This is a genomic window from Kribbella sp. NPDC048915 (assembly GCF_040649595.1).
Classification (GTDB): Bacteria; Actinomycetota; Actinomycetes; order Propionibacteriales; family Kribbellaceae; genus Kribbella.
Map to the genome: position 1 here is coordinate 22,628 of NZ_JBEZFT010000039.1, position 23,777 is coordinate 46,404.

28 protein-coding genes are annotated in these 23,777 nt (G+C 69.1%); 14 read left to right on the forward strand and 14 right to left on the reverse strand.

The features are described 5' to 3' along the window. Nucleotides 1-8 precede the first annotated feature (8 nt). On the reverse strand, nt 9-485 hold the full coding sequence (locus AB0B82_RS20510; protein ID WP_360170527.1) for a DnaJ family domain-containing protein: 477 nt from the start codon (nt 483-485) through the stop codon (nt 9-11). Nucleotides 486-587: 102 nt separating this feature from the next. Here AB0B82_RS20510 and AB0B82_RS20515 point away from each other — a divergent pair, with 102 nt between their 5' ends. The 3 genes from AB0B82_RS20515 to AB0B82_RS20525 all read left to right on the forward strand — a co-directional run bounded on the left by AB0B82_RS20515 (nt 588) and on the right by AB0B82_RS20525 (nt 2,724). Continuing rightward, entirely contained in the window at nt 588-1,163 is a 576-nt protein-coding gene (locus tag AB0B82_RS20515) for a hypothetical protein (RefSeq protein WP_360170530.1), read from the forward strand. A 635-nt stretch (nt 1,164-1,798) separates the two neighbouring features. Next, on the forward strand, nt 1,799-2,056 hold the full coding sequence (locus AB0B82_RS20520) for a hypothetical protein (protein WP_360170533.1): 258 nt from the start codon (nt 1,799-1,801) through the stop codon (nt 2,054-2,056). Further along, nucleotides 2,038-2,724: an NAD(P)-binding domain-containing protein gene (locus AB0B82_RS20525; RefSeq protein WP_360170536.1), complete on the forward strand. Its 687-nt coding sequence runs from the start codon at nt 2,038-2,040 to the stop codon at nt 2,722-2,724. The genes AB0B82_RS20520 and AB0B82_RS20525 overlap by 19 nt, the downstream gene beginning before the upstream one ends. Here the strand turns inward: AB0B82_RS20525 and AB0B82_RS20530 are convergent. From AB0B82_RS20530 to AB0B82_RS20540, 3 genes are read right to left on the reverse strand one after another with little or no spacing between them, the layout of a single operon-like run. Beyond that, nucleotides 2,721-3,464 (reverse strand): SDR family oxidoreductase, encoded by a 744-nt coding sequence (locus tag AB0B82_RS20530; RefSeq protein WP_360170539.1) that lies wholly within the window; start codon nt 3,462-3,464, stop codon nt 2,721-2,723. The genes AB0B82_RS20525 and AB0B82_RS20530 overlap by 4 nt on opposite strands. Then, nucleotides 3,464-3,940, reverse strand: coding sequence for an SRPBCC domain-containing protein (locus tag AB0B82_RS20535; protein WP_360170542.1), 477 nt, complete (start codon nt 3,938-3,940; stop codon nt 3,464-3,466). Before AB0B82_RS20535 ends, AB0B82_RS20530 begins: the two co-directional genes overlap by 1 nt. Next, the gene (locus tag AB0B82_RS20540) at nt 3,937-4,284 is read right to left on the reverse strand and encodes a metalloregulator ArsR/SmtB family transcription factor (protein ID WP_360170545.1); all 348 of its coding nucleotides are present in this window, start codon (nt 4,282-4,284) and stop codon (nt 3,937-3,939) included. Before AB0B82_RS20540 ends, AB0B82_RS20535 begins: the two co-directional genes overlap by 4 nt. A gap of 156 nt (nt 4,285-4,440) precedes the next feature. Here AB0B82_RS20540 and AB0B82_RS20545 point away from each other — a divergent pair, with 156 nt between their 5' ends. Further along, a complete protein-coding gene (locus tag AB0B82_RS20545) occupies nt 4,441-5,100 on the forward strand; it encodes a hypothetical protein (RefSeq protein WP_360170547.1) in 660 nt (219 codons plus the stop codon). A gap of 479 nt (nt 5,101-5,579) precedes the next feature. On the opposite strand, the gene AB0B82_RS20550 is transcribed toward AB0B82_RS20545, so the two are convergent. Next, nucleotides 5,580-6,953: an aromatic amino acid lyase gene (locus tag AB0B82_RS20550; RefSeq protein ID WP_360170550.1), complete on the reverse strand. Its 1,374-nt coding sequence runs from the start codon at nt 6,951-6,953 to the stop codon at nt 5,580-5,582. After that, nucleotides 6,953-7,966: an ornithine cyclodeaminase family protein gene (locus AB0B82_RS20555; protein ID WP_360170553.1), complete on the reverse strand. Its 1,014-nt coding sequence runs from the start codon at nt 7,964-7,966 to the stop codon at nt 6,953-6,955. The genes AB0B82_RS20550 and AB0B82_RS20555 overlap by 1 nt, the downstream gene beginning before the upstream one ends. Before the next feature lie 74 nt (nt 7,967-8,040). On the opposite strand from AB0B82_RS20555, the gene AB0B82_RS20560 reads away from it, so the two are divergent. Continuing rightward, nucleotides 8,041-8,742, forward strand: coding sequence for a hypothetical protein (locus tag AB0B82_RS20560; RefSeq protein ID WP_360170556.1), 702 nt, complete (start codon nt 8,041-8,043; stop codon nt 8,740-8,742). 3 nt (nt 8,743-8,745) lie between these two features. Here the strand turns inward: AB0B82_RS20560 and AB0B82_RS20565 are convergent, their stop codons facing one another. The 4 genes from AB0B82_RS20565 to AB0B82_RS20580 all read right to left on the reverse strand — a co-directional run bounded on the left by AB0B82_RS20565 (nt 8,746) and on the right by AB0B82_RS20580 (nt 10,344). After that, on the reverse strand, nt 8,746-9,135 hold the full coding sequence (locus AB0B82_RS20565; protein WP_360170559.1) for a pilus assembly protein CpaE: 390 nt from the start codon (nt 9,133-9,135) through the stop codon (nt 8,746-8,748). Nucleotides 9,136-9,229: 94 nt separating this feature from the next. Further along, a complete protein-coding gene (locus tag AB0B82_RS20570; protein WP_360170562.1) occupies nt 9,230-9,598 on the reverse strand; it encodes a hypothetical protein in 369 nt (122 codons plus the stop codon). A gap of 19 nt (nt 9,599-9,617) precedes the next feature. Next, nucleotides 9,618-9,950, reverse strand: coding sequence for a M15 family metallopeptidase (locus tag AB0B82_RS20575; RefSeq protein ID WP_360170565.1), 333 nt, complete (start codon nt 9,948-9,950; stop codon nt 9,618-9,620). 55 nt (nt 9,951-10,005) lie between these two features. After that, nucleotides 10,006-10,344: a hypothetical protein gene (locus tag AB0B82_RS20580; protein WP_360170568.1), complete on the reverse strand. Its 339-nt coding sequence runs from the start codon at nt 10,342-10,344 to the stop codon at nt 10,006-10,008. 179 nt (nt 10,345-10,523) lie between these two features. Between AB0B82_RS20580 and AB0B82_RS20585 the strand changes: the two genes are divergently transcribed. Further along, nucleotides 10,524-11,879, forward strand: a complete 1,356-nt coding sequence (locus AB0B82_RS20585; protein ID WP_360170571.1) for a histidine kinase — start codon at nt 10,524-10,526, stop codon at nt 11,877-11,879. Continuing rightward, complete coding sequence (locus tag AB0B82_RS20590) at nt 11,876-12,613, forward strand: response regulator transcription factor (protein WP_360170645.1); 738 nt, start codon at nt 11,876-11,878, stop codon at nt 12,611-12,613. The genes AB0B82_RS20585 and AB0B82_RS20590 overlap by 4 nt, the downstream gene beginning before the upstream one ends. 377 nt (nt 12,614-12,990) lie before the next feature. Here the strand turns inward: AB0B82_RS20590 and AB0B82_RS20595 are convergent, their stop codons facing one another. Next, on the reverse strand, nt 12,991-13,974 hold the full coding sequence (locus AB0B82_RS20595; RefSeq protein WP_360170574.1) for a WYL domain-containing protein: 984 nt from the start codon (nt 13,972-13,974) through the stop codon (nt 12,991-12,993). Nucleotides 13,975-14,036: 62 nt separating this feature from the next. Between AB0B82_RS20595 and AB0B82_RS20600 the strand changes: the two genes are divergently transcribed. Together AB0B82_RS20600 and AB0B82_RS20605 are read left to right on the forward strand one after the other, a co-directional pair. Further along, complete coding sequence (locus AB0B82_RS20600) at nt 14,037-15,203, forward strand: epoxide hydrolase family protein (protein WP_360170577.1); 1,167 nt, start codon at nt 14,037-14,039, stop codon at nt 15,201-15,203. Then, on the forward strand, nt 15,200-16,309 hold the full coding sequence (locus AB0B82_RS20605; protein WP_360170580.1) for a winged helix DNA-binding domain-containing protein: 1,110 nt from the start codon (nt 15,200-15,202) through the stop codon (nt 16,307-16,309). Before AB0B82_RS20600 ends, AB0B82_RS20605 begins: the two co-directional genes overlap by 4 nt. A 4-nt stretch (nt 16,310-16,313) precedes the next feature. Here the strand turns inward: AB0B82_RS20605 and AB0B82_RS20610 are convergent, their stop codons facing one another. Further along, nucleotides 16,314-16,658, reverse strand: a complete 345-nt coding sequence (locus tag AB0B82_RS20610) for an MmcQ/YjbR family DNA-binding protein (protein WP_360170583.1) — start codon at nt 16,656-16,658, stop codon at nt 16,314-16,316. 64 nt (nt 16,659-16,722) lie between these two features. Between AB0B82_RS20610 and AB0B82_RS20615 the strand changes: the two genes are divergently transcribed. From AB0B82_RS20615 to AB0B82_RS20625, 3 genes are read left to right on the forward strand one after another with little or no spacing between them, the layout of a single operon-like run. Beyond that, nucleotides 16,723-17,799: an alpha/beta hydrolase-fold protein gene (locus AB0B82_RS20615; protein WP_360170586.1), complete on the forward strand. Its 1,077-nt coding sequence runs from the start codon at nt 16,723-16,725 to the stop codon at nt 17,797-17,799. Then, entirely contained in the window at nt 17,759-18,505 is a 747-nt protein-coding gene (locus tag AB0B82_RS20620; RefSeq protein WP_360170589.1) for an alpha/beta hydrolase-fold protein, read from the forward strand. Before AB0B82_RS20615 ends, AB0B82_RS20620 begins: the two co-directional genes overlap by 41 nt. 9 nt (nt 18,506-18,514) lie before the next feature. Beyond that, nucleotides 18,515-19,750, forward strand: coding sequence for a hypothetical protein (locus AB0B82_RS20625; RefSeq protein ID WP_360170592.1), 1,236 nt, complete (start codon nt 18,515-18,517; stop codon nt 19,748-19,750). Between the two features lie 25 nt (nt 19,751-19,775). Here the strand turns inward: AB0B82_RS20625 and AB0B82_RS20630 are convergent, their stop codons facing one another. After that, entirely contained in the window at nt 19,776-20,234 is a 459-nt protein-coding gene (locus tag AB0B82_RS20630; protein WP_360170595.1) for an Lrp/AsnC family transcriptional regulator, read from the reverse strand. A 91-nt stretch (nt 20,235-20,325) separates the two neighbouring features. Between AB0B82_RS20630 and AB0B82_RS20635 the strand changes: the two genes are divergently transcribed. Both AB0B82_RS20635 and AB0B82_RS20640 read left to right on the forward strand, forming a co-directional pair. After that, entirely contained in the window at nt 20,326-21,537 is a 1,212-nt protein-coding gene (locus AB0B82_RS20635; RefSeq protein WP_360170598.1) for a M20/M25/M40 family metallo-hydrolase, read from the forward strand. Continuing rightward, nucleotides 21,534-22,760, forward strand: a complete 1,227-nt coding sequence (locus AB0B82_RS20640) for an aminotransferase class I/II-fold pyridoxal phosphate-dependent enzyme (protein WP_360170601.1) — start codon at nt 21,534-21,536, stop codon at nt 22,758-22,760. Before AB0B82_RS20635 ends, AB0B82_RS20640 begins: the two co-directional genes overlap by 4 nt. On the opposite strand, the gene AB0B82_RS20645 is transcribed toward AB0B82_RS20640, so the two are convergent. After that, complete coding sequence (locus AB0B82_RS20645; protein ID WP_360170604.1) at nt 22,711-23,709, reverse strand: Lrp/AsnC family transcriptional regulator; 999 nt, start codon at nt 23,707-23,709, stop codon at nt 22,711-22,713. The genes AB0B82_RS20640 and AB0B82_RS20645 overlap by 50 nt on opposite strands. Nucleotides 23,710-23,777: the final 68 nt, after the last annotated feature.

A 23,777-nucleotide genomic window follows, 5' to 3' on the forward strand; every position in this document is an offset into this window, starting at 1 on the left:
CGCCGCGCTCAGCTGAAGAGGCGCTGCCAGAAGGACTTCGTCCGGGGGCGCGTGGGCTCGGCCGGTTGTACGGCGGGCTCGCGGGCGGGGCGGTCCATCCGCCACTGGGCAATGACGACCTCCTCGTTCACCGGGCCCGTCGGAACGACCGGTCCGGTGGTGTCGCGGATGGCGAGCCGGATCCGCTTGTTCAGATCGGCGAGGTACTCCCGCACCTCCGACTCGCGCCGCATCTTCCGGACCTTCTCGTGGACCTGCTGCTTCTCCTTGCGCAACTGGACCGCCGACGGCAGCAGCGCATCGGTCTCGATCTGCTCGCGGCGGATGAAATCCTTCACCCACCAGTCCGGGTCGTGCCCGTCGGCCAGTTTCAGCGGCTTGCCCGCGTGCGCGAGATCGTCGAACTCGCCCGCGTTCTGGGCTCGCTTGATCTGGGCCTCGACCCAGTCCTGGGTCTTCATACCGGGTGGCTTGCGCTCGGTCATCGTCGGCACCTCGCCTGTCGAGTTGCTACGGAACACCAGAATAGCCGCTTGTGATTGCATTCACAAGGCTCGATCGGCCGGGGCATACTCGAAGGTGTGCGGTTGACCGATGAAGAGATCGCGGCGATGACGCCGCAGGAACGGCAGGAGCTGATCCTGCGGCTCGCGCCCCGGCCCGCCGGGCTCCCGTCCCGACGCACCCTCGAACGGATGCGCAAGTGGCGAGCGGTCCTGATGCTCGTCTGCGCCGCCGCCCTGATCCCGTGGACCGTCTACCTCGCGGAAACCCTGCCCAAGCATTACGTCGCCCGCAACTGGGTCGCGACCTGGGTCGGCTTCGACATCCTCCTGCTGGCGATGCTGATCCTCACCGGCGTGGCCGGCTGGAAACGCAAGCAACTCGTCTTCCCGGCAGCGTTCGCGTCCGGCGTACTGCTGGTCTGCGACGCCTGGTTCGACATCATGACCAGCCAACGCGGCACCGACCTCACCCAAGCCCTCCTCAGCGCCGCCCTGGTCGAACTGCCCCTCGCCTTCATCCTCATCGCCGGCCCCCTCCGCCTGCTCCACTACATCGCCATCCGCCACGGCATGATCCCCCCGAACTCCCCCCTCTGGCGCGCCCCCATCCGCCTTCCAGCCCGCCACCTCCCCAACCACCAACCCCACCATCCCTAGCTCTCCCACACCCAGCACCTCCGCACCCACGCCCACCACCCGTCCCCCTCCCCACCAGCACCTCCGCAGCACGCCCCTCTTCAGCACGCCCGCGCCAGTTCGCGTGGGTGTGAACAGGATCTGGTGCCCGTACACCCGTTATTTCCTGTGGACACCCACCACCACCCGTGCACACCCCCAAGAACTGTTCACCCCGACCGCACCTGCTCGCCCGCACCACACCGCCGTACTGCCTCGGCCGGCCCGCACCGCCAACCCAGCCCACAGAACCCGGTACCCCGGGCCAACTGGCGGGGGCGTGAACAGGATCCGGTGCCCGTACACCCGTTATTTCCTGTGCACACCCACCACCACCCGTCCACACCCCCAAGAACTGTTCACCCCGGGCACCTGCTCGCTTGCATCGCACCGCACCGCCAACCCAGCCCACAGAACCCCGGCACCCTGCGCCAACTGGCGTGGGCGTGAACAGGGTCCGGTGCGCTTACACCCGTTATTTCCTGTGCACACCGCCCATTCCCTGTCCACACTCCCGAGTACTGTTCGCCCCCGCGCAAGGTCGGAGCGGACGGACGGGGGTACTCGGCGGGTGTGGCTGGTACTGCGCGGCATGGGCGGGCTGGGAGCATGTGGTTGTGACGGTTCTGCTTACGCGGTCGGACGTTGAGCGGGTGCTCGCGGTTCCTGCGGTGCTCGAGGTGCTGCGGGACGGTTTCCGCTCGGCGAATGCGGATCAACCGTTGCGAATTCGGACCGACCTGCCGGGGCCGGGTACGGCGACCGCGTTGTTGCCGGGTGTGATCCCGGGCATCCCGGCGTACACCGTCAAGGTCAATGCCAAGTTCCCAGCCGCGCACCGGCGTTGCGTGGTGTGGTGTGTCTTCACGATCTGACGGACGGCACGCTGCTCGCACTCCTCGACAGCGCAACCGTCACCGCCTGGCGCACCGGACTGGCGGCTGCCCTTGCGACCCATGTACTGGCGACAGATCAGAGCGCCGTCGTCGGCGTGGTCGGTGCCGGCACACAGGCCGCGATGGTCCTCGCCGGTCTCACCGCCCTGCGCAAGGTGGAGCGCCTGGTCGTCCACGACGTCGTACCGGAGCGATCGGCGGAGTTCCTCACCACGCAAGGCATTCCCGGAACCACCGCAACCAGCGCGCAGGAGGTAGCGGCGAAGGCGGACGTCGTCGTCCTCGCCACCTGGTCCCGCGCGCCATTGCTCACCGCGGCCGACCTCAGACCCGGGCTCCACCTCACCACTCTCGGCGCCGACGAACCTGGCAAGATCGAACTCAGCGCCGACCTTTTGCGCAATGCCGGCGTCATCGTCGACGACTGGGCACTCGCCGTCCAAATGGGTGCCTTAGGCAACGTAGGCGTCGAAGCCAAGCACGCGACCTTGTCCGAAGTTCTGACCGGCACCGCTGCAGGACGCCGTACGCCGGACGAGGTCACCGTCTACGCACCGGTCGGACTCCCGTGGCAGGACCTGGCCGTCGCGTGGCCGGCGTACCTGGCCGCCAAGGAAACCGCGCCCACCATCGACTTCCTGAGCTAGTTGACCACCGCGCCGGCGGTGATGTTCAGCGCTGTCCCGGTGATCGACCGCGCCAGATCGGACGCCGCGAACACGGCCGCGGCCCCGACGTCGGACAGTGTGGCCGCGCGCTTCAGCATGGTCTGAGCCGCGGTCTGTTCGGCGACCTCGCGCCGGAAGTCCTCGGGGTAGGTGTCCGGATTCGCCTCCGGAATCCCGTTGGACTGCAGAGTGATCACGCGGATGCCGTGCGGGCCGAGCTCGGCCGCCAACGTACGGCGCATCGCCTCGACCGCACCGAATCCCACCTGGAACGCACCCAGGTTCGGCATCGGATCGCCGTACCCGCCGAAGGTCAGGATCACGCCGGACCGCTGCGCGATCATCCGCCGGGCCGCCGCACGGGAGGTCAGGTAGTACGTGCGCAGCATGTTCCGCACGGGCTCCTCGACGTCGGCGTGTGCCATGTCGATCAGCGGCGTGCCGAAGAACTGCCGGTGACCGATCAGGTTGAACGAAATGTCGATCCGCGACAGACCGGCCGCGTGCTCGTCGACGGAACGTTCGTCGAGGGCGTCGACGACTGCGATCTCGGCCTTCCCATCGGCCGCGCGAATGTCGCCGGCAACGCGCTCCAGGCGTTCCGCCGTACGACCGGCGAGGCAGACCGTCGCGCCTTCGGCAGCGAACGCTCTCGCGACCGCGGCGCCGATCGGACCGGCCGCGCCATACACGACCGCGTATTTGTTCTCCAGCATCATCAGCGGGCCTCCTCGGCCAAACGGTTGACGAGTTCGTCGAGTTTCGCCATCGACGCGCGGAGACCGCGATCCATGCCGCCGGCAACATAGCGGTCACGGTCCTCGACCGCGAAGAACACGGTGTTCTGCGTCAGCGTCGTCACACCGTCGCGCTCGTCGAAGGTGATCAGGTTCAAATAGACAGTGCCGGGCGCGTGGTCGAACTCGTACGTCTGCACGATCCGCTCGGGCGTCGGATCTCCGTGGTAGAGCCCGTGGAACGCGTAGCCTTTGCCCGCCTTGTCGTAATGCGTCCATCGCCAGCGGCCGCCGTGCCGGGGGTCGAGCTGGTTCACCACCAGTTCCAGCTCGGCGGGGCCGAGCCAGCGCTTGACCAGGAAGGGCTCCGCGTACGCGCGGAACAGCAGCTCGCGCGGTGCGCGGAACTCGCGGGTCACGACAACCTGCGGTACGCCGGGTTCGGCGACGATCTTCATGCTTCCCCCTGGAGGTCGTCGAGCAGCTCGCCCAAGCGGTCGAAGCTCTCGGACCAGTAGGCGCGGTAGTCCAGCAACCACGCGGCCGCCTCGCGGAGCGGCTCGGGTTCGAGGTGGCTGAGCCGGGCGGTCGCCCGCTGCGAACGGCTGATCAGCCCCACCTGCTCGAGCACTTTCAGATGCTTCGACACCGCCGGCTGCGACATGCTGAACGGCGCCGCAAGCTCGGCAACCGTCGCATCGCCGTGCTTCAACCGGCTCAGAATCGCGCGCCGCGTCGGATCGGCGAGCGCCGCGAAGACGCCCGACAGCTCCTCTTCATAACCGACAGGTTTCATAACCATGTAGTTAACGATGGAGTTGAGTGCGCTGGTTGTCAAGGCAGCGCAGCGGTCGAGGGCGAGGCGACGCGCGGGGCGAAGAGAAGTTGTCAGTAGCTTGTGGCGGGGCTGTGTCGTTGGGGTGTTGCGACGTCGACGTCCGCGAACTGGAGGGCTGTCTTGAAGCGGTTCGTGCCACCGCCGAACTGGCCGATTCCACCCCGGCGCAACTGGATCCCGCCTGAGTCCTGGCGCCCGGAGCCGTCCTGGCCGTCGGCTCCCGCGGGCTGGCACTTCTGGCGCGACGCCAAGGGCCGGGCGGTACTCGGCCCGATCGGACGGTACGGCGCCCCGTCCCGCCGAGCCGCGTACGCCGGAGGCGCCGCGCTGCTCGTTTTCCTGCTTGTGAACATCTGGGCTGTCGCGATGATCGGGTTCTTCAACAACGATCAAGAGGATCCCGCCGCAGTTACGTTCGCAGCGGAATCGCCGGCGACGAGTCCCGCCGTACCAGCGACCACGCCGACCCAGGCGCCGAGCGAGCTCCCCAGTACGCGCCCGACTCATCGCCCGACCCGCAAAGCCACGGCAGTCAGCGCCACGAAGCGGTCCACACCAACGCCCGACCGCAGCGTCACCACCACGGACCGCCCCGCCAGCCCTCCCACCACTCGCCCGACAGGCCGCCCCACCCCGAAGACCAGCACCACCTCGTGGACGCCCCGACGCCCGACCGGCACGCCACCCACCCGCGAAGACCTCCTCCGTCAGTACTGCCTGGACCGCAACCTGGACCCCGTCTGGTGCGACCCCGACACCTGGCAACGCCGCAACCCCTGACCCCCTGCCCATATCCCCGCTCCCTGACCGAATCGTCCGGTCCGTTCCTGACCGCCGATCCTCAAGGGTCAGTCGGAGCTCCTGGCTGACGTGTGGGTCGGGTGCTGCCGGAACGGGTGGTCGGTGGCCGCCCGAGGGCTGAACATGGATGTGCAAGGTTCGTCCCGACTGGCGGCCTCCTTCACGGGTGGGGCACGGTACCCAACCGCGCGCGACCTCCCAGCTGTCGACGGCTCCCAGCACAGCCGCGCGCGACCCCGCCCACCCACGCGGGACCTCCCACAAGCACGCGGGACCTTGCGCAAGGTATTCGTTGTGCAAGGTCCCTGGCGGCTGTGCAAGGTTCGCTCTGGCAGGCGACATCTTCACCACGTGGAGGCGCGGACACGGGTGGCGGTACGACGGCGCGGCGGACCCGGCATCGCACGGACCCGGCATCACGCGGCATCACGCGCGGGGGTGTCGCGTGCGGGGCGAGGTCAGGGCAGAAGGATCGTGAGGAGGGTGGTGAGGTCTTGGCCGAAGGGGCGGTCGGTGTGGATGGGGGGTACGGCTTCGGCTACCGCCTCGAAGAAGGGGCGGAGGTTGGGTGGGATGTCGCGGGTGGACAGGGTGAAGGCTTGGTGGACGGCGAGGAGTTCGCAGGCGGTGGTGATGCGGGTCAGGCGAATGGCTTCGGTGAGGATGCCGACGGCCTCCCAGGAGAAGGACTGGACGTCCTCCTGACCATTGGACGTCTCAACGGTACTGATTGCTGTGGGCAACGTTAGGCGGCGGAGCTGGTGGGTGGTGGCGACGGCTCGTTTGTGGACGGCGACCAGGCCGGCCTGCGGACCCGGGTCGGGAGTGAGTTGCGCGGGGAGGCCGGTGATTGCCGGATCGAGGAGGCGGTGCAAGCGGGCGGTCGAGACCTCGGCGGCGTGGGCCAGGGCGGCGGTCAGGTGGTCGCAGTGCGCGGCCAGGTCCAGGCCGTGGAAGCCGGCAGTGCCGATGAACTCTCCGTCGAGGTACGCCGGGGAGTCCGTGACGCCGGTGAATGCGCGTTCGACCGCGTCGTTCAACTGTTCCACGGTCCGCCGTACGTGGGCCAGGACGTGACCCGCGACGCGGAACGAGACCGGTGCCTGCAAGCTCCGCGGCGCGCTCTCGGGACCGGCCAGCTCGAGAATCCGCGCCAGCTCGGCAGCCAGTACGTCGTCACCGCGCCCGGCCGACGGCTGGTAGGGATCCCGATTGGCCGCCACCACCGCAATCGCTCCCGCAGCGACCGCCGTCATCCGATCGGCCAACCGCCGCACCTTGGCCACAGCCAACCCTGACCGCCCAGTTGCCCCCGGAATCCCTGCCAGCAAGGCGATCCCTTCCTTGGACCCAAGCTCGAAACGCGGCAGGCCGGACGGGGTCGGGTCGAGGAGCGGCGCCATCGCATGGGCCAGCGGGATGATTTCGCCGGCTGAGCCTGCGCCCTCCGCCGGGATCTCCGGGACGGCGCCACTGTTGATCAAGGCAACCAAGCGGTGGATCAGCTCCACGGAAACGGCGGCGTCGCCGGTGAGGAAGGTTCGGAGCCGGCCGATCAGGACGGCCCGTGCCTCGTCGGCAGGGAGCCACGGAGGTCCGCCGACGGCTCGGCCGCGGAGGAGGTTGGCCTGGTGCCGACGCTGTTCCGCCGCGGTCAGCCGGACCTTGCTGAGCTTGCCCATCCCGGTGTTGACGCCGTACACCGGCTCCCCGGATTCCAGCCGCGCCAGCGCAGTACGGCGTACCGCGGCCAGCCGCTCCAGCAGCTCCGGCGCCAGCTCGATCGGCTCGACCAAAGCCGGATCCAGGTCACCGGGTTCGCGAACGAGCATCAGTGGAACCGCAGCATCGTGCCGGCGTCCGCGGCCTCCGCCCGGCGCAGGATCAGGTGCGCGATCGCGACATCCAGCAGCGACAGTCCTCGATGCCAGAAGAGGTTCCGCTCGGCAGCATCCGTGCGCCCGGGCTTCCGGCCGGCGACAATCTCGCCGATCTCGGCGTACAGCGTCTCCAACGACAATCGTCCGTTGTCGACCTGCCGCCGCAACGACCCGAACCGCCCGGACTGCGCCTCGCGCCAATCGTCCACGACGATCTTGTCCATCACGTCGAGCAGGTCGTCCTCGACCGCGGAGACCGTCCCGTACGGTACGACGAACGCGCCCGGCCGCACCGCCGCCGTACGCAGCAACGGCTGCGGCTCCGTCAGCCGAGTCGCTTCGACCAGTACGTCGGCGCCGTCGAAGGCCTCCTCCGCGGACGCGCACACCCGGATCGGCGTGGACAGCTCCGAGGACAGCGCCGCCGCGAACTGTTCGCGAGACTCCGGTCGCCGCGACGTGACCCGGATCTCGTCGAGGTCGAAGAGGTCGTCGAGCATCGTCACGTTCCACCAGGCGGTCCCGCGGGCGCCGGCGTGCGCGAGGATCTTGCTGTCCCGGCGGGCCAGGTGCCGGGCGCCGACCGTGGTCATCGCGCCGGTCCGGGCCGCGGTGATCATGGTCGCGTCCAGGACGGCCAGCGGCACGCCGGTGGTCGGGTCGAACAGCGTGGCCATCGCGAGCTCGCTCGGCAGGCCCTTGCGGTAGTTCGGGACGAAGTCGCCGACCACCTTCACGCCGCTCACCCCGTGCTCACCGAGGCGGTCGAGATGCCCGCGCAGGACGTTGAAGTGGCCGATGCCGCCGTTGTCCGGGGTGAGGTGCACGCGCGGCTCGAAACTCGTCCGGCCTTCGCCGTGTTCACGCACCGCGTCCTCGACCGCGTCGACGATCTCCAGCCGGGTCAGCCCCAGCGCGTCGATGTCGGGGCCGCTGAGGAACCGCAACCAGATCCCGTCCGCCACATGACTCCTTCGGTCGGTGTCGTTCGATACTTAAGTTTCGTCCCGCGCCCGCTGAACCACAGTACGTTTCTGCCATGGCGTCAACGACCGCGGACCACACTGTGATCGGTCATTCGGCGGCGGACAAGACACTCCTGTTCGGCGGCCTGCCGTTGCTCGGGGCCGTGCTCGGCTATTTCCTGCCCCGGATCGCCGACTGGGCGGCCGGTCTGGACTGGGTCCCGTTCCAGGGGCCGCTGCGGCTGATCGCCAAGGCGGACAGCTGGTGGGTGGTCGTGGTCTGCGTGGTGGTCGGGCTGGCGGCCGGTGTACTGCTGGCCGCGATGGCGCTCGACGACGTGCTGAAGGTCACGATCAGCAACGAGACGGTCGAGTTCGAGAAGAACCAGCAGACCGTGACCGTGCCGCGCGCGAAGGTCGCGGTGGCGTTCCTGGACGGCAAGGAGATCGTGCTCCAGGACGCGACGTCACGCGAGCTGGCCCGCGAGAAACACGACCTGTTCGCGTCCGAGACACCGAAGATCGCGGCCGGGTTCCGCGCGCACGGCTACCCGTGGTCGGACAGCGGCGACCCGCACGCGGCCAGGTTCCGCCGCTGGGTCGAGGACGACCCGGACCTGTCCCCCGCGGCCAACGCGCTGCTCAAGGCCCGCGCCAAGGCGTTCGACCAGGGCGACAAGGGCAAGGCCGACCTGCGGGAGTTCCGCACCGAGCTGGCCAACCTCGGCTACACCGTCAAGGACAAGGACAAGAAGCAGTACTGGCGCGCCACCTGAGCTTCAGGCCCCGAGCAGCTCCAGCACCGCATCGGCGTACGCCTGCTCCGCGTCCGCGGCCGTCTGCGCACCACCGCTCGTCAGCGTGACCCGATAGCCCTCGGGCGTCGCCTCCAACGAGCGGAAATGCGGTCCGAGCAGCTCACGCAACTGCTCCTCGCGCGGCAGCCAGATGACCTCGCGCTGCTCGATGCTGTCCAGAGCCCATTCCGTCGTGCCGTTGAAGCCGATCACCTTCTTGCCCTGGTAGTCGTGCACCTCGACGGTCATGTCGCTCACTACGAACACGTCGTCGTCCATGTCCCGGTCCGGGACGACGAAGCGGTCCCCGGCCGCCGGCGTCCACAGCACCCCGGCCTTGCGCAGTCGTCCGGCCTGCTCGATCGTGATCACCCCTCCATCCTCCCCACCGCGCGCAAACGGCGCAGGTCCGCGCGAGCCGCCGCCACCGAGACGCGACCCGCGCGGACGCCGGCGGGGGAAGGGGTCAGCGGGCGAGCGCGCTGCGGAGCTCCTCGGCACGGTGCGCGATGCGGTCGCGGCACTCGGTCGTGAGCGGCAGGTCGATCAGCGTGATCGCCTGCAGGTGGCTGAGCCCGAACTCGGCCCGCAGTCGCCGTACGGCGGTCTCGCGGTCGGCGCAGGCCCGCAGTACGGCGGCCACTTCGTCGCGGCGCTCGAACGCGGCCAGCACGCCGTCGTAGATCTCCAGCTGCGTGTACGCGGACCGGTCCGGCTCCGGCAGCTGCTGTTCGTCCTTGTCGCTGGTCCGGATCACCTGCTTCCACAGTGCGGGTACGGCGAGCCGCGCGCGGGTGTACCGCCGGGTCAGGGGCTGTGCGTAGGTCATCGTCATGTCGGTGTCCCCCAAGTCGTCAATCTGCCTTCGCCACCGCGTACGGTTCCCGCGGCGGGCACTTCTTCCCGGGCGCGGAGAGCGCCTCGAAGTGCCAGGGTTCGTTGTCGTACCGGCGGCACACGCCGTACCGCCAGCCGTTCTTGTTCAGCCACGTCATGGCGGCCGCCGGCCCGATGTCGACGGCCTTCCCGTGCACGTGGTCGGAGTACTTCGGCGGCAGCACCCAGCGGGTGGCCGCCTGGTACGAGCCGTACTTCTTGACCGCGGCGTCGAACAGCCGTTGCTGCTTCGCCACACTGCGCCGACCGGACGTGATCCGGATCGTGACCCCGTCGGCCTTCGCGGCCACGATCGCCTTCCGCAGGCGCTTCTTCAGCGTCGGCGACAGGCCCTCGATGCTCTCCTCACGCGACGGCTTCGCCGTGCTGGGCTGCTTCGTGGGCTGCCTCGTGGGCTGCGTCGTCGGCTTCTTCGCCGGGCTGGTCGGCGGCGCCTTGACCGGAACTGAACGTCGGCGAAGGGGTCGGCGTCACCAGCTTCGTCGTGGTCGGTACGCCGACCGCGGGCGCGCCGACCGTCGACACGACCGGGGCCTTGTCCGCACCGAGCCCGAGGACGTCCTCGACCTGACCGGGCCACAGCAGCAACGACCCCGCGACCGCACCGACCGCGACCAGGGCGATCACGGACAGCGACCGCGTCCACACCGCGCCGGGGCGGCGTCGTGGCGGGTCCTTCCTCATGCGGCACAGCCTTTCGGATCTGCGGGGCGGGCGCATCGGTCCCAGGGACCGTCCTGGTACCCCGCCCGTAAGCCCTGAGTACCAGTTCGGACGCCGAGCCTCCTCCAAAAGTTGGAGACCGCGCCCGTCCGGTCAGATGAAGCTTCGGCGAACACCCGCTGACTACGCTGGGCGACGTGATGAGTCTCTGGCGCCGGTTGACGCACGGGCAGCAGGATCTGCTGCCTGCTGCGCTCATCGGGGTGGTCTGGTTCGGCGCCCTGGTTTTCATCAACGGCACCGAGCTGCGCCCGCACAACCCAGCGGTCTCGGTGGTGACCGGCCTGTTCCTGGTCGCCACGGTCGCCTTCGTCCGGCGCACCCCGCGGACGATGCTGGTGATCGTCTCGCTGCTGTACCCGTTCCTGTACGCCGCCGTCGGCACCGGACTGGCCGCGCAACTCGGCGTGACGGTCTTCGGCCAGCCCGAGATCAGCGACGCGGCGTTGCAGTCCGAGATCCACCTGGTGCCGCTGCTCGTCGTCGGGTACGCCGCCGCGTCGGCCGGCGTCCGCAGGGTGACCTGCCTGTTCTTCACGATGGGCAGCCTGGCCGGGCTGATGATCGGGCTGCCGACCGTCGTCGCGATCGTGCTGAGCCACGCCAACCCCGCGGTCCTGTACGGCGACCGCTACCAGAGCCTGCCCCGCGACGTGCCGAGTTTGTACTCGTACATCGACGTGTCACTGTTCGTGTTCGCCGAAGCGCTCATCTGCGGCATGGTGTTGCTCGGCGCCGACGCGCGCCGGCGACGGAAGTCGGTGGCGCTCCTCGAGCAGCGCAACGCGGAGCTGGTCCGGTTGCGCGCGGTCGAGGCGGAGCGGGCGGCCGTGGCCGAGCGGACCCGGATCGCCCGGGACCTGCACGACGTGATCTCGCACCACGTGAGTGCGGTCGTGATCCGGGCCCAGGCCGCGGACCGGGTGGCCGACCAGAGACCCGAGGTGCTGCGCGAGGCGATCCGCTGGATCATTGCCAGCGGCAAGGAGGCGCTGACCGCGATGCGGGAGACCGTTCGGGTGCTGAACACCGCATCGCCGCAGGTCGCCGGGGACACCGGGTCCGGCGGCGGTACCGCGCCGGTCCCGGAACTGGCCGACGTGGCGCGGATGGGTGAGCGACTCAAGGCGGTCGGGATCGACGTGACGATGGATCTTCCGCGGCGGCAGCAGCAGCTCACGTCGGTGACCGACCTGACCGCGGTACGGATCATCCAGGAGGCGCTGACGAACGTGATGGTGCACGCGAAGGCGACCGCCGCGCGGGTGACCTGGCAAAGTGGCCCACAGGGCGAACTGCTGACCATCGACGACAACGGCAGCGGCGGACCGCCGCCGGTGAACGTGCTCGAAGCCGCGCGCCGCAAGGAGAGCGGCCGCGGCAACGGACTGATCGGGATGCGCGAACGGGTCACCGCGGTCGGCGGCACGCTCGCCGTCGCGGCCGGCCCCTTGGGTGGATGGAGAGTGCAGGCATGGCTGCCGCCGCAGAACTGACCGAACCGATCCGGATCCTGGTCGCCGACGACCAGGGCGTGATCCGGATGGGGCTGGCGATGATCCTGGATCACGAGCCGGACCTGACCACGATCGCGCAGGCCGAGAACGGCGAGGAGGCGCTCCGGTTGATCGACCGGTACGACCCGGACGTCGTGCTGATGGACATCCGGATGCCCGTGATGGACGGTCTGGTCGCCACCGAGCGGATCACCCGCGCCAACCGCGAGGCCGGTCGCTCACGTCCCGCCGTACTGGTGCTGACCACGTTCGACGACGAGGCGTACGTACTCGCGGCCGTTCGTGCGGGCGCGTCCGGGTTCCTGCTGAAGGACACCGATCCGGATCTGCTGGTGTCCGCGGTACGTGCGGTGTATCGCGGTGACTCACTCGTCGACCCGGCGTCCACGCGGGTACTGCTCGAGCGGTGCATGGAGCTGGAACGTCAGGTCGGCGGTACGGCGACCGGTACGCAGCCGGAGCCGGATCAGCGCTGGGTCGGACCGCTGTCGCAGCTGAGTGAACGTGAGCGGGAGATCCTGGTCTGGATGGCGCGCGGGCTGTCGAACCGCGACCTCGCGTCGAAGCTGTTCGTCAGCGAGACCACGGTCAAGACCCATGTCAGCTCGGTGCTGTCGAAGCTCGGCCTGACCAGCCGCGTCCAGGCGGTCGTCGTCGCCTACGAAGCCGGCGTGGTCCGTCCCGGCGAGGCCGACGTGCGCTGGGACTCCTAGATGATTGATGCACGGCCCGAAGGTGTGCACGCTCGACAGTTAGTGTGGTGCGGGCGGGTGTGTTCGGTGTCTGATTCACGCTCAGCTGTGGCTCCTGGCACGGGAGACGTCCTGTCGACCTGACACACGCCACACACCCGAGCGTCCTCGGCTCCCATCGCCGCCCACGACCACCCAATCCAGACCAGGCCGTGCATCAATCGTCTAGACGAACAGCCAAACAGCTACGGCAACAACCAGCACGATCACCACGGCCACTACCTGGCTGAGCACCGACGCCTTCCGGCGCTGCGGCAAGAAATCCCCGGTCATGATCACAGGATGCGTCGGTGCGCGCTGAGATCCATCGGTCGCGAGGATGGTCTTGCGGTCCTACCTCAGGATGAGCGGTCGTTGCCAACGGCATCCGAAGGTCCGGCGGCGCGCTGCAACCGGGCGGCCAGGGCATGCAGCGCGGCCGACAACTCCGGCGCATCGATGACCTCGAAGTCGACGTCCAGCAGCCCGAGATACAGCGTCAGCATCTGCGGGGTGTCCGAGCCGAGCCTGATCTGGCACCGGTCCGGGCCGAGTTCCTCGATCTCGACCGGTACCGGCAGCTTGGCGCGGATCTCGGCGGCAGGGGCCTGCAGCAGGACGCGAGCGACGTACCGCCAGGTCGCCGTGCCCACACCCTTTTGGACGTAGGCCGCAAGGTCGGTGTCGGGCAGTTCTCGCGGCGTGAACCGCGGCCCGCCGGGCATCTTCGGCGTGATCCGGTCGGCGCGGAACGTCCGCCAGTCGTCGCGGTCGGGGTCCCAGGCGATCAGGTACCAGCGGCGCCCGAGGACGACGAGCCGATGCGGCTCGACCTCGCGCCGGGTCGTCGTACCGTCGTGGCTCGCGTAGTCGAAGCGCAGCCGGTGATCGGAGCGGATCGCCGATGCGATCGCGACCATCACGTCGGCGTCGACGGTCGGCCCGGCGTACGGTACGGCGAGGGTTGCCGACTGCATCGCCCTGACCCGGTGCCGCAGGCGCGGCGGCAGGACCTGCTCCAGCTTGGCGAGCGCCCGGATCGCGGTCTCACCGATGCCCTCGACACCGCCGTTCGCCGCGGTCCGCAAACCGATCGCGACGGCCACCGCTTCCTCGTCGTCCAGTAGCAGCGGCGGCAGCGCGGCGCCGGCCCCGAGCCGGTAGCCGCCGGTCAGTCCCGGCGCGGCCTCCACCGGGTACCCCAGCTGCCGCAGCTTGTCGACGTCGGTGCGGACCGTCCGCGTCGTCACGCCGAGCCGCTCGGCGAGCTCGGGACCTGTCCACAGCGCGCGGGCCTGGAGCAGCGACAGCAACCGGAGAAGGCGGGCCGAGGTGTTCAGCATTTCTCCAGAATGGCAGGACATTGCGGAAGAAAGTCTTCCGCAGTGGTTTCTACCGTCGAAGTATGACGAACACACCGGAGATTCGACCGTTCCAGATCACCGTCGACGAGGCCGAGCTGACCGACCTCAAGTCCCGGCTGGAGCGCACCCGGCGACCGCATCCGGTGCCGGGAGACACCGACGACTGGAGCCGCGGCATTCCCGCCGGCTACCTGTCCGAGCTGGCCGAGTACTGGCGGACGGCGTACGACTGGCGGAAAGCGGAGCAGGAGCTCAACCGCTGGCCGCAGTACACGACCGAGATCGACGGCCAGGTGATCCACTTCTTCCACGTCCGCTCGCCCGAGCCGGACGCGACACCGCTGCTGATCACTCACGGCTACCCGGGGTCGGCGGTCGAGTTCCTGCACTTGCTCGGACCGCTGACCGACCCGGTCGCGTACGGCGGCGACGCGGCCGACGCGTTCCACGTGGTGGTGCCGTCGTTGCCGGGGTTCGGGTTCTCGACGCCACTGTCGAGCGCCGGCTGGGAGCTGAGCCGCACCACGGCTGCCTTCGCCGAACTGATGACGCGACTCGGGTACGAGCGGTTCGCGGCGCAGGGCGGCGACATCGGCGCCGGGATCACCGGGCGGCTCGCCGCGACGCTGCCCGACCGCGTCATCGGGACGCACGTGAACAGCGACCGTGGGACGCTCGCGCTGGCCGGCGAGTTCGTACCGCTGCCGGACGGTCTGCCCGCGGAGGACCTGGCCGTCATCAACCAGGCGAAGGCCGAGTGGCGAGCGGGCCGCGGCTACCTGGATCTGCAGAGCCACACGCCGGACACCATCGCTGCTGCCCTGACCGACTCGCCGATCGCGCAGCTGGCATGGATCGCGGAGAAGTTCCAGCTGTGGACGGACCCGGCCAAATCCCCCGAGGAATCGGTGGACCGCGACCAACTGCTGACGCTCGTCAGCATCTACTGGTTCAACCGCGCCGGCGCGAGTGCCGCCCGGTTCCTGTACGAGGTCGAGCACGCCGACGTCGGCTGGGTCGCCGAGTCATCGGTACCGACCGGCTGGGCCGTCTTCAACAGCAGCCCGGTCGTTCGGCGGATCGCCGACCCCGAGCAGCACATCGCGCACTGGTCGGACTTCGCGGTGGGCGGCCACTTCCCCGCGATGGAGTGCCCCGAGTTGCTGATCGCCGACATCCGGGCGTTCTTCCGTACGCTGGGCCGATGAACGCTTCGCTCCGCGTGCTGACCCGGCGGGAACTGAACCGCGCGACCCTGCAGCGCCAGCAGTTGCTGCAGCGGGAGCCCGGCTCGGCCGCCGAGCTGATCGAGCGGCTGGTGGGCCTGCAGGCGCAGGCCCCACTGGCCGCGTACGTCGCGCTGTGGTCGCGGCTCGACGGCTTCGACCCGGCCGAGCTGTCCGAGTTGATGACCAGCCGCAAGGCGGTCCGGGCCACGCTGCTGCGGGCCACCATCCATCTCGTCACCGCCGCGGACTGCCTGACGATCTGGCCGCTGATGTACCCGGTCGCCGAGCGCGGGTTCCGCGGGGCGTTCGGCAGGCAGCTCGCGAACGCCGACCTCGGCGCGATCATTGCCTACGGCACCGAGTTGCTCAGCCAGGCGCCGTACAGCCGGACGAAGCTCCGCGAGGTGCTCGGCGAGCGGTGGCCCGACTGGGACGCGAACGCGATGGCGTACGCCGTCAGCTACCTGGTCGGCAGCGTGCAGGTGACACCGCGTGGCGTCTGGGGCGAGACCGGGCAGGCCGCGCTGCAGACGATCGAGAGCTGGCTCGGCCGCAAGCCGGAGCCGAACCCGTCGATCGACGCGCTGGTCCTGCGCTACCTGGCCGCCTTCGGGCCGGCGAGTGTGGCGGACATCCAGATGTGGTCGGGATTGACGAGGCTGCGCGAGGTCGTGGACCGGCTGCGGCCCGGGCTGCGCGTGTACGCCGACGAGGACGGCCGCGAGCTGTACGACGTACCGGACGGGCCGGTGCCGGACGCGGAGACGCCGGCGCCACCACGGTTCCTGCCGGAGTTCGACAACCTGATGCTGTCGCACGCGGACCGACGCCGGGTGAACCCGACCAACCGGACGATGCCGCTACCGCCCGGCAACGGCGCGGCGATGGGCAGCGTCCTGATCGACGGCGACTACGCGGCCGACTGGCGGCATTACCGCGGCGACGACGCGAGCTTGCGGATCAGCACCCACGAGCCGGTCGGTGCCGAGGTACGGGATGCGCTCGAGGCCGAGGCTCGCGACCTCCTCGGGCTGATCGGCAGCAAGGACACCCCGGTCGTGGTGACCACCGGCAAGGCGTGGTGACCGGCTACTCGGTGCCGAAGTACTCGGCGCGGACCTTCTTCGGGACGCACAGCGCCCAGGCGTCCTCGATCAGTTCGCGCAGCTCGTCGCGGTCGACGGCGTCGAGCCGGAGCCGGATCCACTGGTAGCGCTCGTCGGACTTGCGCGGGGGGAGGAACTTGTCCGGTTCGGCCGCCAGCGCCGCCGCACGTTCCTCCCGCGGGAAGCCGAGGCCGATCGTCTGCTCGTCGCGGGACACGGCGAGAAAGACGATCCGGCCGACCCGAAACTTGATCTGGTCCCGGACCAGCACCTCGTAGCTGCGCGGCAGCTCGGCACAGATCGCGCGAATATCGGTGAGATCGACCACGTTCTCACTCTAGAAGGCAAACACTGACAACGGATGTCAGTTTTCTGCTGGGTACCTTGAGGGGATGTCAGCAGTGGAAAGTGCGGTCGAGGGCGCCGAGGTGGTCTTCCGCCTCGGCGATGCCGCGCACACGCACCCGGGCGTCCGGTTGTGGCAGGAGCTCGGCCTCCCGGCGGAACTGCTGGAGTTCAAACCGGTCGACTACGGCTGGGAGCTGCGGCTGCCTCGCCCGTCGGTGCACCGGATGGAGTACCTCTTCGACATCGCCGACGTCGGGATGCGGACCGACCCGACGAATCCGCGGGTGGTCGGCAGCGCGTTCGGCGAGCACTCGTGGCTCCCCCTGCCCGGGTACGTCGAGCCGGCGTGGATCGACGTACCCCCGATCGCGTCGACGCTGACCGACGAGACCGTCGAGTCGCCGGTCGGGCCGGTCGACGTCCAGGTCTGGGCGCCGGACGGGATCGCGCCGACGTTCGAGCTGCCGCTGTTGCTGTCGCACGACGGTCCGGAGTTCGCGACGTACGCCGGTCTGACGCACTATGCGGGCGCGATGGTCGCCTCCGGCGAGCTACCGCCGTTCCGCCTCGCCTTGCTCCGGCCGACCACGCGGAACCTCTGGTATGCCGCGAACCCGCAGTACGCCGAGGCGCTGACGCAGTACGTCGTACCGGCGGTGCGGGAGCGCTACGTGAGCCGATGGCCGGTGATGATGGGCGCGAGCCTCGGAGCGCTGGCCGCACTGCATGCGGAATGGCAGTTTCCGAACACGTTTTCCGGGATTTTCCTGCAGTCCGGGTCGTTCTTCACGCCGGAGACCGATCCGCAGGAGGCGGACTTCGAGTTCTACGCCGAGGTGACCGCGTTCGTCGAGCAGGTGCTGACGGCAACCACGGCGCCGAGTACGCCGCTGATCGCGATGACGTCCGGGGCCACCGAGGAAAACGTGCACAACAACCGGGTGATGGCAGCCCACCTGGCCGAACTCAGGCTGGACGCGACCCTCGACGAAACTCCCGACATGCACAACTTCACAGCCTGGCGGGATGTGCTGGATCCTGATCTGACGGAGCTACTGCGACAGACCTGGGGTGGGGCCGATGGAACGGGAGCAGGTCGAGCTGGAGGCGCCGGGGCTTGATCGCCGCGGCACCGTGATCCGGTACGGCCATTTCGGCCGGCCGGTGCTGGTGTTTCCGAGCGAACAAGGCCGCGCCTGGGACTACGAGAACAACGGCATGGTCGACGCGGTCGCACCGCTGATCGAGGCCGGCCGGGTCAAGCTGTACTGCGTCGACTCCTACGACCACGTCAGCTGGTCCGATCGCAGCATCCAGCTCGAGGACCGGGCCCGCCGGCACGAGCTGTACGAGTCCTGGATCGTCAACCAGGTGGTGCCGGTGATCGGATCGGACTCGCCGGGGGCGCAGGACATCATCACCACCGGGTGCAGCCTCGGCGCCTTCCACGCGCTGAACTTCGCCTTCAAACGCGCCGACCTGTTCCCGATCGCGATCTGCCAGTCCGGCAACTACGACGCGGCCAGCTGGCATGCGTGGGGCGAGCGCGGCGACGCGACGTACTTCAACAATCCGGCCGACTACCTCCCGAACCTGTCCGGCGAGCACCTCGAGTGGTTGCGCGGCCGGTTGTTCATCCTGCTCACCGTCGGCCAGGGCGACTGGGAAACCCATCCGACCGGCTCCTTGCCGTCGGCGCGCGCGACCGCCGCCGTACTCAAGGACAAGGGCATCCCGCATGAGCTGGACCTGTGGGGGTACGACGTAGCGCACGACTGGCCGTGGTGGCGGCAGCAGCTCGCCCACCACCTTCCGCGTTTCTGCTAAGGAGATCTCGTGGCTGACCGTTCCAGGCATCTGATCGGGTTGTTGCTCGGCGCCGAGGAGGACTGGCCGCAGGCGTTCGAGGCGTTGCTGCAGCGCGTCGGGCCGGTCACGATCGACGGCCGCGAGCACGAGTTCGGCTCCCGCCGACTGACCATCGAGCCGTTCGACCTGACCGATCCGGTGCGGGTCGGGCTGGTGATCGACCGGCTCGCGTACTGGTACTACCACCCGCGCGAGTGGCTGAAGAAGGCCGCGCTGATGAACGGCACCTACCTGCTGAACTCCCCGTTCACGTTCCAGTCGATGGAGAAGCACTCGGCGTACTGCGCGATGCTGCGGCTCGGCCTGAAGATCCCGCGAACGGTGCTGGTCCCGTACAAGAACCCGGTCGACAACGTGCGCTGGGCGTACACGTCGGCGAAGTACAACCGGCCGTTCGACCTGGACGCGATCGCCGAGGACCTCGGGTACCCGCTCTACATGAAGCCGTTCGACGGCGGCGGCTGGCGGGGCGTGTCCCGGATCAACAACAAGGTCGACCTGCACCGCGCGTACGACCACTCCGGCGAGATGCTGATGCACCTGCAGGCCACGGTCGAGTACGACGTGTTCGCGCGGGCGCTGTCGATCGGCGCCGAGACGATGGTGATGGACTTCCGCCCGGACGAGCCGATGCACAACCGGTACGCGGTGTCGCACGACTTCCTGTCCCCGTCGGCCGGCCACCAGGCGGTCGCGATCAGCCGGATCGTGAACGCGTTCTTCGGCTGGGAGTTCAACTCCTGCGAGATGCTGGTGAAGGGCGATTCGGTGCACCCGATCGACTACGCCAACGCCTGCCCGGACGTCGCGGTCACCTCGCTGCACTACTACTTCCCGTGGGCGTTGAGCGCGCTGGTGAAGTGGTCGGTGTTCTGTCTCGCGACCGGCCGGCGTTCGTCGGTGGACCTGCACACCGAGCGGTACTTCGAGATCGCCGACGACGAGTCACTCGACTACGACGCCAAGCTGGCGGCGTACCTCGCCCTCGCGGACGAGCACTTCGAAACCACGAAGTACCACGAGTGGTGCGCCGCTCATCTCGGCGACTTCGACCTCCGCGTCCGCGAGTGGGTGGCCGGCCCGGACTTCGACCGGCTGCTCCGCGAGACCGTCACCACGACCTATCCGGCCCACGAGCACGAGAAGTTCTACTCCCACTTCAAGGGGCTCACCGATCTGTGGCTGGCCGACCAGAACAGCTGACCGCCGTGCTGAGGGCTCCTTGAGGTCAGCTCTCCGACTTGATGACCTCCATCGTCAGGTAGGAGATCACCCGGCTCACTCCCGGGATCGTGACCAGGCGCGTCATCTGGAACACGGCGTACTCGTCCGCGTTCGCGACCGCGACGCGGAGGAAGTAGTCGGGCACGCCGAACACCCGCCGGACCTCGATCACCTCGTCGAACCCGGCCACGGTTTCCTCGAACCGCTTGAGGCTCTGCACGTCGGTGGCGGACACCTCCACCGTGACGATCACCTCCATCCCGCGGCCGAGCGCGGCCTGGTCGATCACCGCCCGGTAACCGCTGATCACCCCGCGGTCCTCCAGCCGCTTCACCCGGCGCAGGCAGGGCGGCGGTGTCAGGCCGACCCGGGACGCGAGCTCGGTGTTCGACATCCGGCCGTCCTGACGGAGGTGAAACAATATGTCGCGGTCAATGGCATCAAGCGACTGAACATTGCTCATAACGGTGGATCCTAGCCAAAATTCGCAATCGGTGACGCGATCGACTGCCCTAAAGTTTCAAGAACTGGGACTTGTTTGATCGGAGAAACCCATGAGCGCAACCGCAGAGCACGTCACCGCATGGCTGGACCGGCGGTCCGAGGAGATGGTGAGTCTCCTGGCCGATCTGGTCGCCGAACAGACCGAGAATCCGCCGGGCGCCGGGCTCGGCCACTGCGCGAAGATCCTGGTCGACGCGCTGGACCGTCTGGGCCTCGCGCCCGAAGTCATCGACATCACCGGCCCGCATTCGTTGGAGGACCCTGCGATCGTGCGCGCGCACGCCGGTTCGGGGTCCAAGCTGCTCTACTTCCACGGGCACTACGACGTCGTACCGGTTCAGGATCGCGGGCAGTTCACCTTGCGCCGCCAGGGCGGCAAGCTCATCGGCCGCGGCACCGCCGACATGAAGGGCGGCATCGTCAGCATGGTGTACGGCGCCGCGGCGGCGCAGGAACTGGGACTGATCGGTGACGGTCGCGTGGTCATCCACCTGGTGCCGGACGAGGAGACCGGCAGCGTGGTGGGCGCCGGTCACTTGCGGGCCCATGACCTGATCGACCCGAGCGCGTTGGCGATGGTCACCGCGGAGCCGAGCGGCAGCGCGATCTGGAACGCCGCGCGCGGGGCGATCAGCCTCAAGGTGAGCTTTGCGGGCCGCGAAGCTCACGTGGGGCAGGCCGCGTTCGGCGTCAACACCTTCGCGCAGATGGTGCACGTCGCCCAGCCGCTGCTGGCGTACGCGGCGGAACTGGCCGACCGTCCCACCGGCTACCCGATGGACCCCGCCGACCCGACCGGATCGATGGTGCTGATCGGCGGCCGGTCCGGCGGCGGCTCGAACTTCAACGTCGTACCGCCGGACTGCTGGTTCACCGTCGACAGCCGCTTCAACCCCGAGGAGGATCTGGAGGCCGAACTGCGACGGATGCAGGCGATCATTCGCACCGCGGCCGCCGAGGTCGACGCCGACGTCACCGTCGAAGTCACCCAGTTCCAGCCGCCGGCCGGCACACCGGCGGACCACCCGGCCGGCGCCGCGCTCGCCCGCTGCGTCGAAACCGTCCGCGGTAGGCCCGCGACCTTCGAGATGTGCGGCGGCATCCTGGAGAACCGTTGGTACGACCAACTCGGCATCCCCGCCTTCGCGTACGGCGCTGGCCGCCTGGACGTCTCGCACGGTCCCAACGAGAACGTCGACGAGCAGGAACTGTTCCGCGCCGCCGCCGTGTACGCGCTCTACGCCGCGGAGCTACTGCAATGATTCCGGCCGTTCTGGCGGCGGCCGTCGCCGGCTGCACGCCCGCCACCCCGCCCCTCGTCACCGGGGCGGGGCCCGGAACGGTGCACCTCGACGGCCGCCGATTCGTGAACCTCGCGTCCTGCGACTACCTCGGGCTGGCCCGCCATCCGCGCGTCCTCGCCGCCGCGCGCCAAGCTCTGACGCAATGGGGTCTCGGCTCGGCCGCAACCCGAGTTCTCAGCGGCGGCACCGAGCTGCATCGACGTCTCGAGCATCGGCTCGGCCGGTTCGTCGGCTGCGAGGACGCTGTACTGCACGGGTCGTGCTGGAATGCGAACGCGGCCGTCTTTGGCACACTCGCCGAGCTCGCGCGGCGCAGCGACACCACGCTGGCGGTGTTCTCGGACCGCCTCAACCACGCGAGCATCATCGATGCGATCCGTACCGTCCGGCCCGAGGTGTCGCACCTGTCGACGTACGAGCACGCCGATGGCATCGACGACCTGCGCGACCAGCTCGAACGGCACGCACCGGGAGCGGTCCGCGTGATCGTCACGGACGGGGTGTTCAGCATGGAGGGCGACCAGGCGCCGATGCGGCGTCTGGTGGATCTCTCGCGGGAGTACGAGGCGGTGCTGGTGGTCGACGACTCGCACGGCACCGGCGTTCTCGGCGCGGGCGGACGCGGCACGATGGAGGCGCAGGGCGTCCTGGGTGCGGTCGACGTTGTCACGAGCACACTGGGCAAGGCACTCGGCGGCGCTTCGGGTGGCTTCGTCGCCGCCTCGAAGCAATTCAGCGCGGCGGTCCGCTCGCTGTCCCGGCCGTACGTTTTCTCGAACAATCCGCCGTACGCCGTGGTGGCCGCGGCGCTGGCCGCGCTCGACGTGCTGGAAACCGAAGATGTGCTGACCTTGCTGGGCGAACGCGTTCGGCAGCTACGAGCCGGCCTGGCCGGACTGGGGTTCCCGATCCTTGGCGACGATCATCCGATCGTCCCGCTGATCCTCGGGGACGACCAGCGGGCCGTTGCTGCGAGCAACGAGCTGCGACGGCAGCAGATCTACGTCACGCCGATGACGTTTCCGATCGTCGAGCGGGGCCGGGCCCGGATCCGTCTGCAGGTCTCCGCGGCGCACACCGCCGACGACATCGCCCAGGTCGTCGGCGCGCTGGCCGCGTTCGGAGAATCGGTCAGTGCGGCTTCCGGCCCGGCTCGCGGAAAATCAGGCCGGCCCTTTTGATCGTCGCCAGCACGTCGAGGACCTCGAAGTCGATGATGCCGTCGAACGCACCGAGCGTCTGCGTGACGAACTGGTACAGCGCCCAGCGCCCGCTGAGCATCAGGTCGACACACAACTGGTAGTCACCGGTCACCGCGGCCGCCATCCGCACCGCCGGATGCCTGCTCAGCACCTGGCCGATCCGGTCGAGGTCGGACGGTCGCACCCTGACCCACAGCAACGCCTCGGTCGGCAGGCCGAGCAGGGTGCGGTCCACCTCGGTCCGGATCCGCACGATGCCCCGGCCGATCAGGCTGTCGATCTGACGCGATGCGGTCGCGGGCGCGACGCCGACGCGGTTGGCCAACGTACCGACCGGGATCCGGCCGTTGGCGGTGAGCTCATGGACCACCTTCTCCTCCTCCGCGCTCAGGCTGGCCACGCCATCGGCGGTGGCGAACGGCGGCAGGCCTTTGCGTTCCAGCGCGTCGGCCTGCTGCTCCGACAAGGCCGCCGTACGCCACTCGTGCGCAGGACGGAAGAACCGCAAGGTCGAGTGGGCGTGGTGCGCCGCGACCGCACTGAGACCGGGCAGCCGATCCAGCAGGAACTCCCGCAGCCAGTCCTGATGCGGCGGAACCACCTCGACGAAGCAGTCCGTGGAGCCCTCGGTCAGCATCACCGTGCGCGTCTCGCGGCTCTCGGCCAGGGCCATCGCCACCCCACGCGTGGCGCCCGGCTGACAGCGCAGCCGCAGCAGCGCCGGCTCGCCCCAGCCGATGCGCTGGGTGTCGACCGTCGCGACCACCCGGATGGTCCCGCTGTCGAGCAGCGGCTGGGCTCGCCGCGCGACCGTGCGCTCGGAGACACCGAGAACCTTCGCGATCTGCGCCCAGCCGGCCCGGCCGTTGACCTGCAAGGCACACGCCACCTGGCGATCCAGGTCCGAGAATGTGTCGGATCGTTTCATCAGAAGGCCACCTTCGTACGGATCTGTTCACATTCAAGCGTATTGACGCCGGATGTCGTAGGTGTCGC

Bases quoted from the DNA above. Each gene is read 5' to 3' on its own strand.
- AB0B82_RS20530 (WP_360170539.1), bottom strand. From the start codon at position 3,464: ATGATGCTGGAGAACAAATACGCGGTCGTGTATGGCGCGGCCGGTCCG.
- AB0B82_RS20560 (WP_360170556.1), top strand. From the start codon at position 8,041: ATGGCGTCAACGACCGCGGACCACACTGTGATCGGTCATTCGGCGGCG.
- AB0B82_RS20605 (WP_360170580.1), top strand. From the start codon at position 15,200: ATGAACGCTTCGCTCCGCGTGCTGACCCGGCGGGAACTGAACCGCGCG.
- AB0B82_RS20640 (WP_360170601.1), top strand. From the start codon at position 21,534: ATGATTCCGGCCGTTCTGGCGGCGGCCGTCGCCGGCTGCACGCCCGCC.
- AB0B82_RS20600 (WP_360170577.1), top strand. From the start codon at position 14,037: ATGACGAACACACCGGAGATTCGACCGTTCCAGATCACCGTCGACGAG.
- AB0B82_RS20585 (WP_360170571.1), top strand. From the start codon at position 10,524: ATGAGTCTCTGGCGCCGGTTGACGCACGGGCAGCAGGATCTGCTGCCT.
- AB0B82_RS20630 (WP_360170595.1), bottom strand. From the start codon at position 20,234: ATGAGCAATGTTCAGTCGCTTGATGCCATTGACCGCGACATATTGTTT.
- AB0B82_RS20540 (WP_360170545.1), bottom strand. From the start codon at position 4,284: ATGGTTATGAAACCTGTCGGTTATGAAGAGGAGCTGTCGGGCGTCTTC.
- AB0B82_RS20570 (WP_360170562.1), bottom strand. From the start codon at position 9,598: ATGACGATGACCTACGCACAGCCCCTGACCCGGCGGTACACCCGCGCG.
- AB0B82_RS20615 (WP_360170586.1), top strand. From the start codon at position 16,723: ATGTCAGCAGTGGAAAGTGCGGTCGAGGGCGCCGAGGTGGTCTTCCGC.
- AB0B82_RS20635 (WP_360170598.1), top strand. From the start codon at position 20,326: ATGAGCGCAACCGCAGAGCACGTCACCGCATGGCTGGACCGGCGGTCC.
- AB0B82_RS20550 (WP_360170550.1), bottom strand. From the start codon at position 6,953: ATGCTCGTTCGCGAACCCGGTGACCTGGATCCGGCTTTGGTCGAGCCG.
- AB0B82_RS20645 (WP_360170604.1), bottom strand. From the start codon at position 23,709: ATGAAACGATCCGACACATTCTCGGACCTGGATCGCCAGGTGGCGTGT.
- AB0B82_RS20535 (WP_360170542.1), bottom strand. From the start codon at position 3,940: ATGAAGATCGTCGCCGAACCCGGCGTACCGCAGGTTGTCGTGACCCGC.
- AB0B82_RS20620 (WP_360170589.1), top strand. From the start codon at position 17,759: ATGGAACGGGAGCAGGTCGAGCTGGAGGCGCCGGGGCTTGATCGCCGC.
- AB0B82_RS20510 (WP_360170527.1), bottom strand. From the start codon at position 485: ATGACCGAGCGCAAGCCACCCGGTATGAAGACCCAGGACTGGGTCGAG.
- AB0B82_RS20595 (WP_360170574.1), bottom strand. From the start codon at position 13,974: ATGCTGAACACCTCGGCCCGCCTTCTCCGGTTGCTGTCGCTGCTCCAG.
- AB0B82_RS20580 (WP_360170568.1), bottom strand. From the start codon at position 10,344: ATGAGGAAGGACCCGCCACGACGCCGCCCCGGCGCGGTGTGGACGCGG.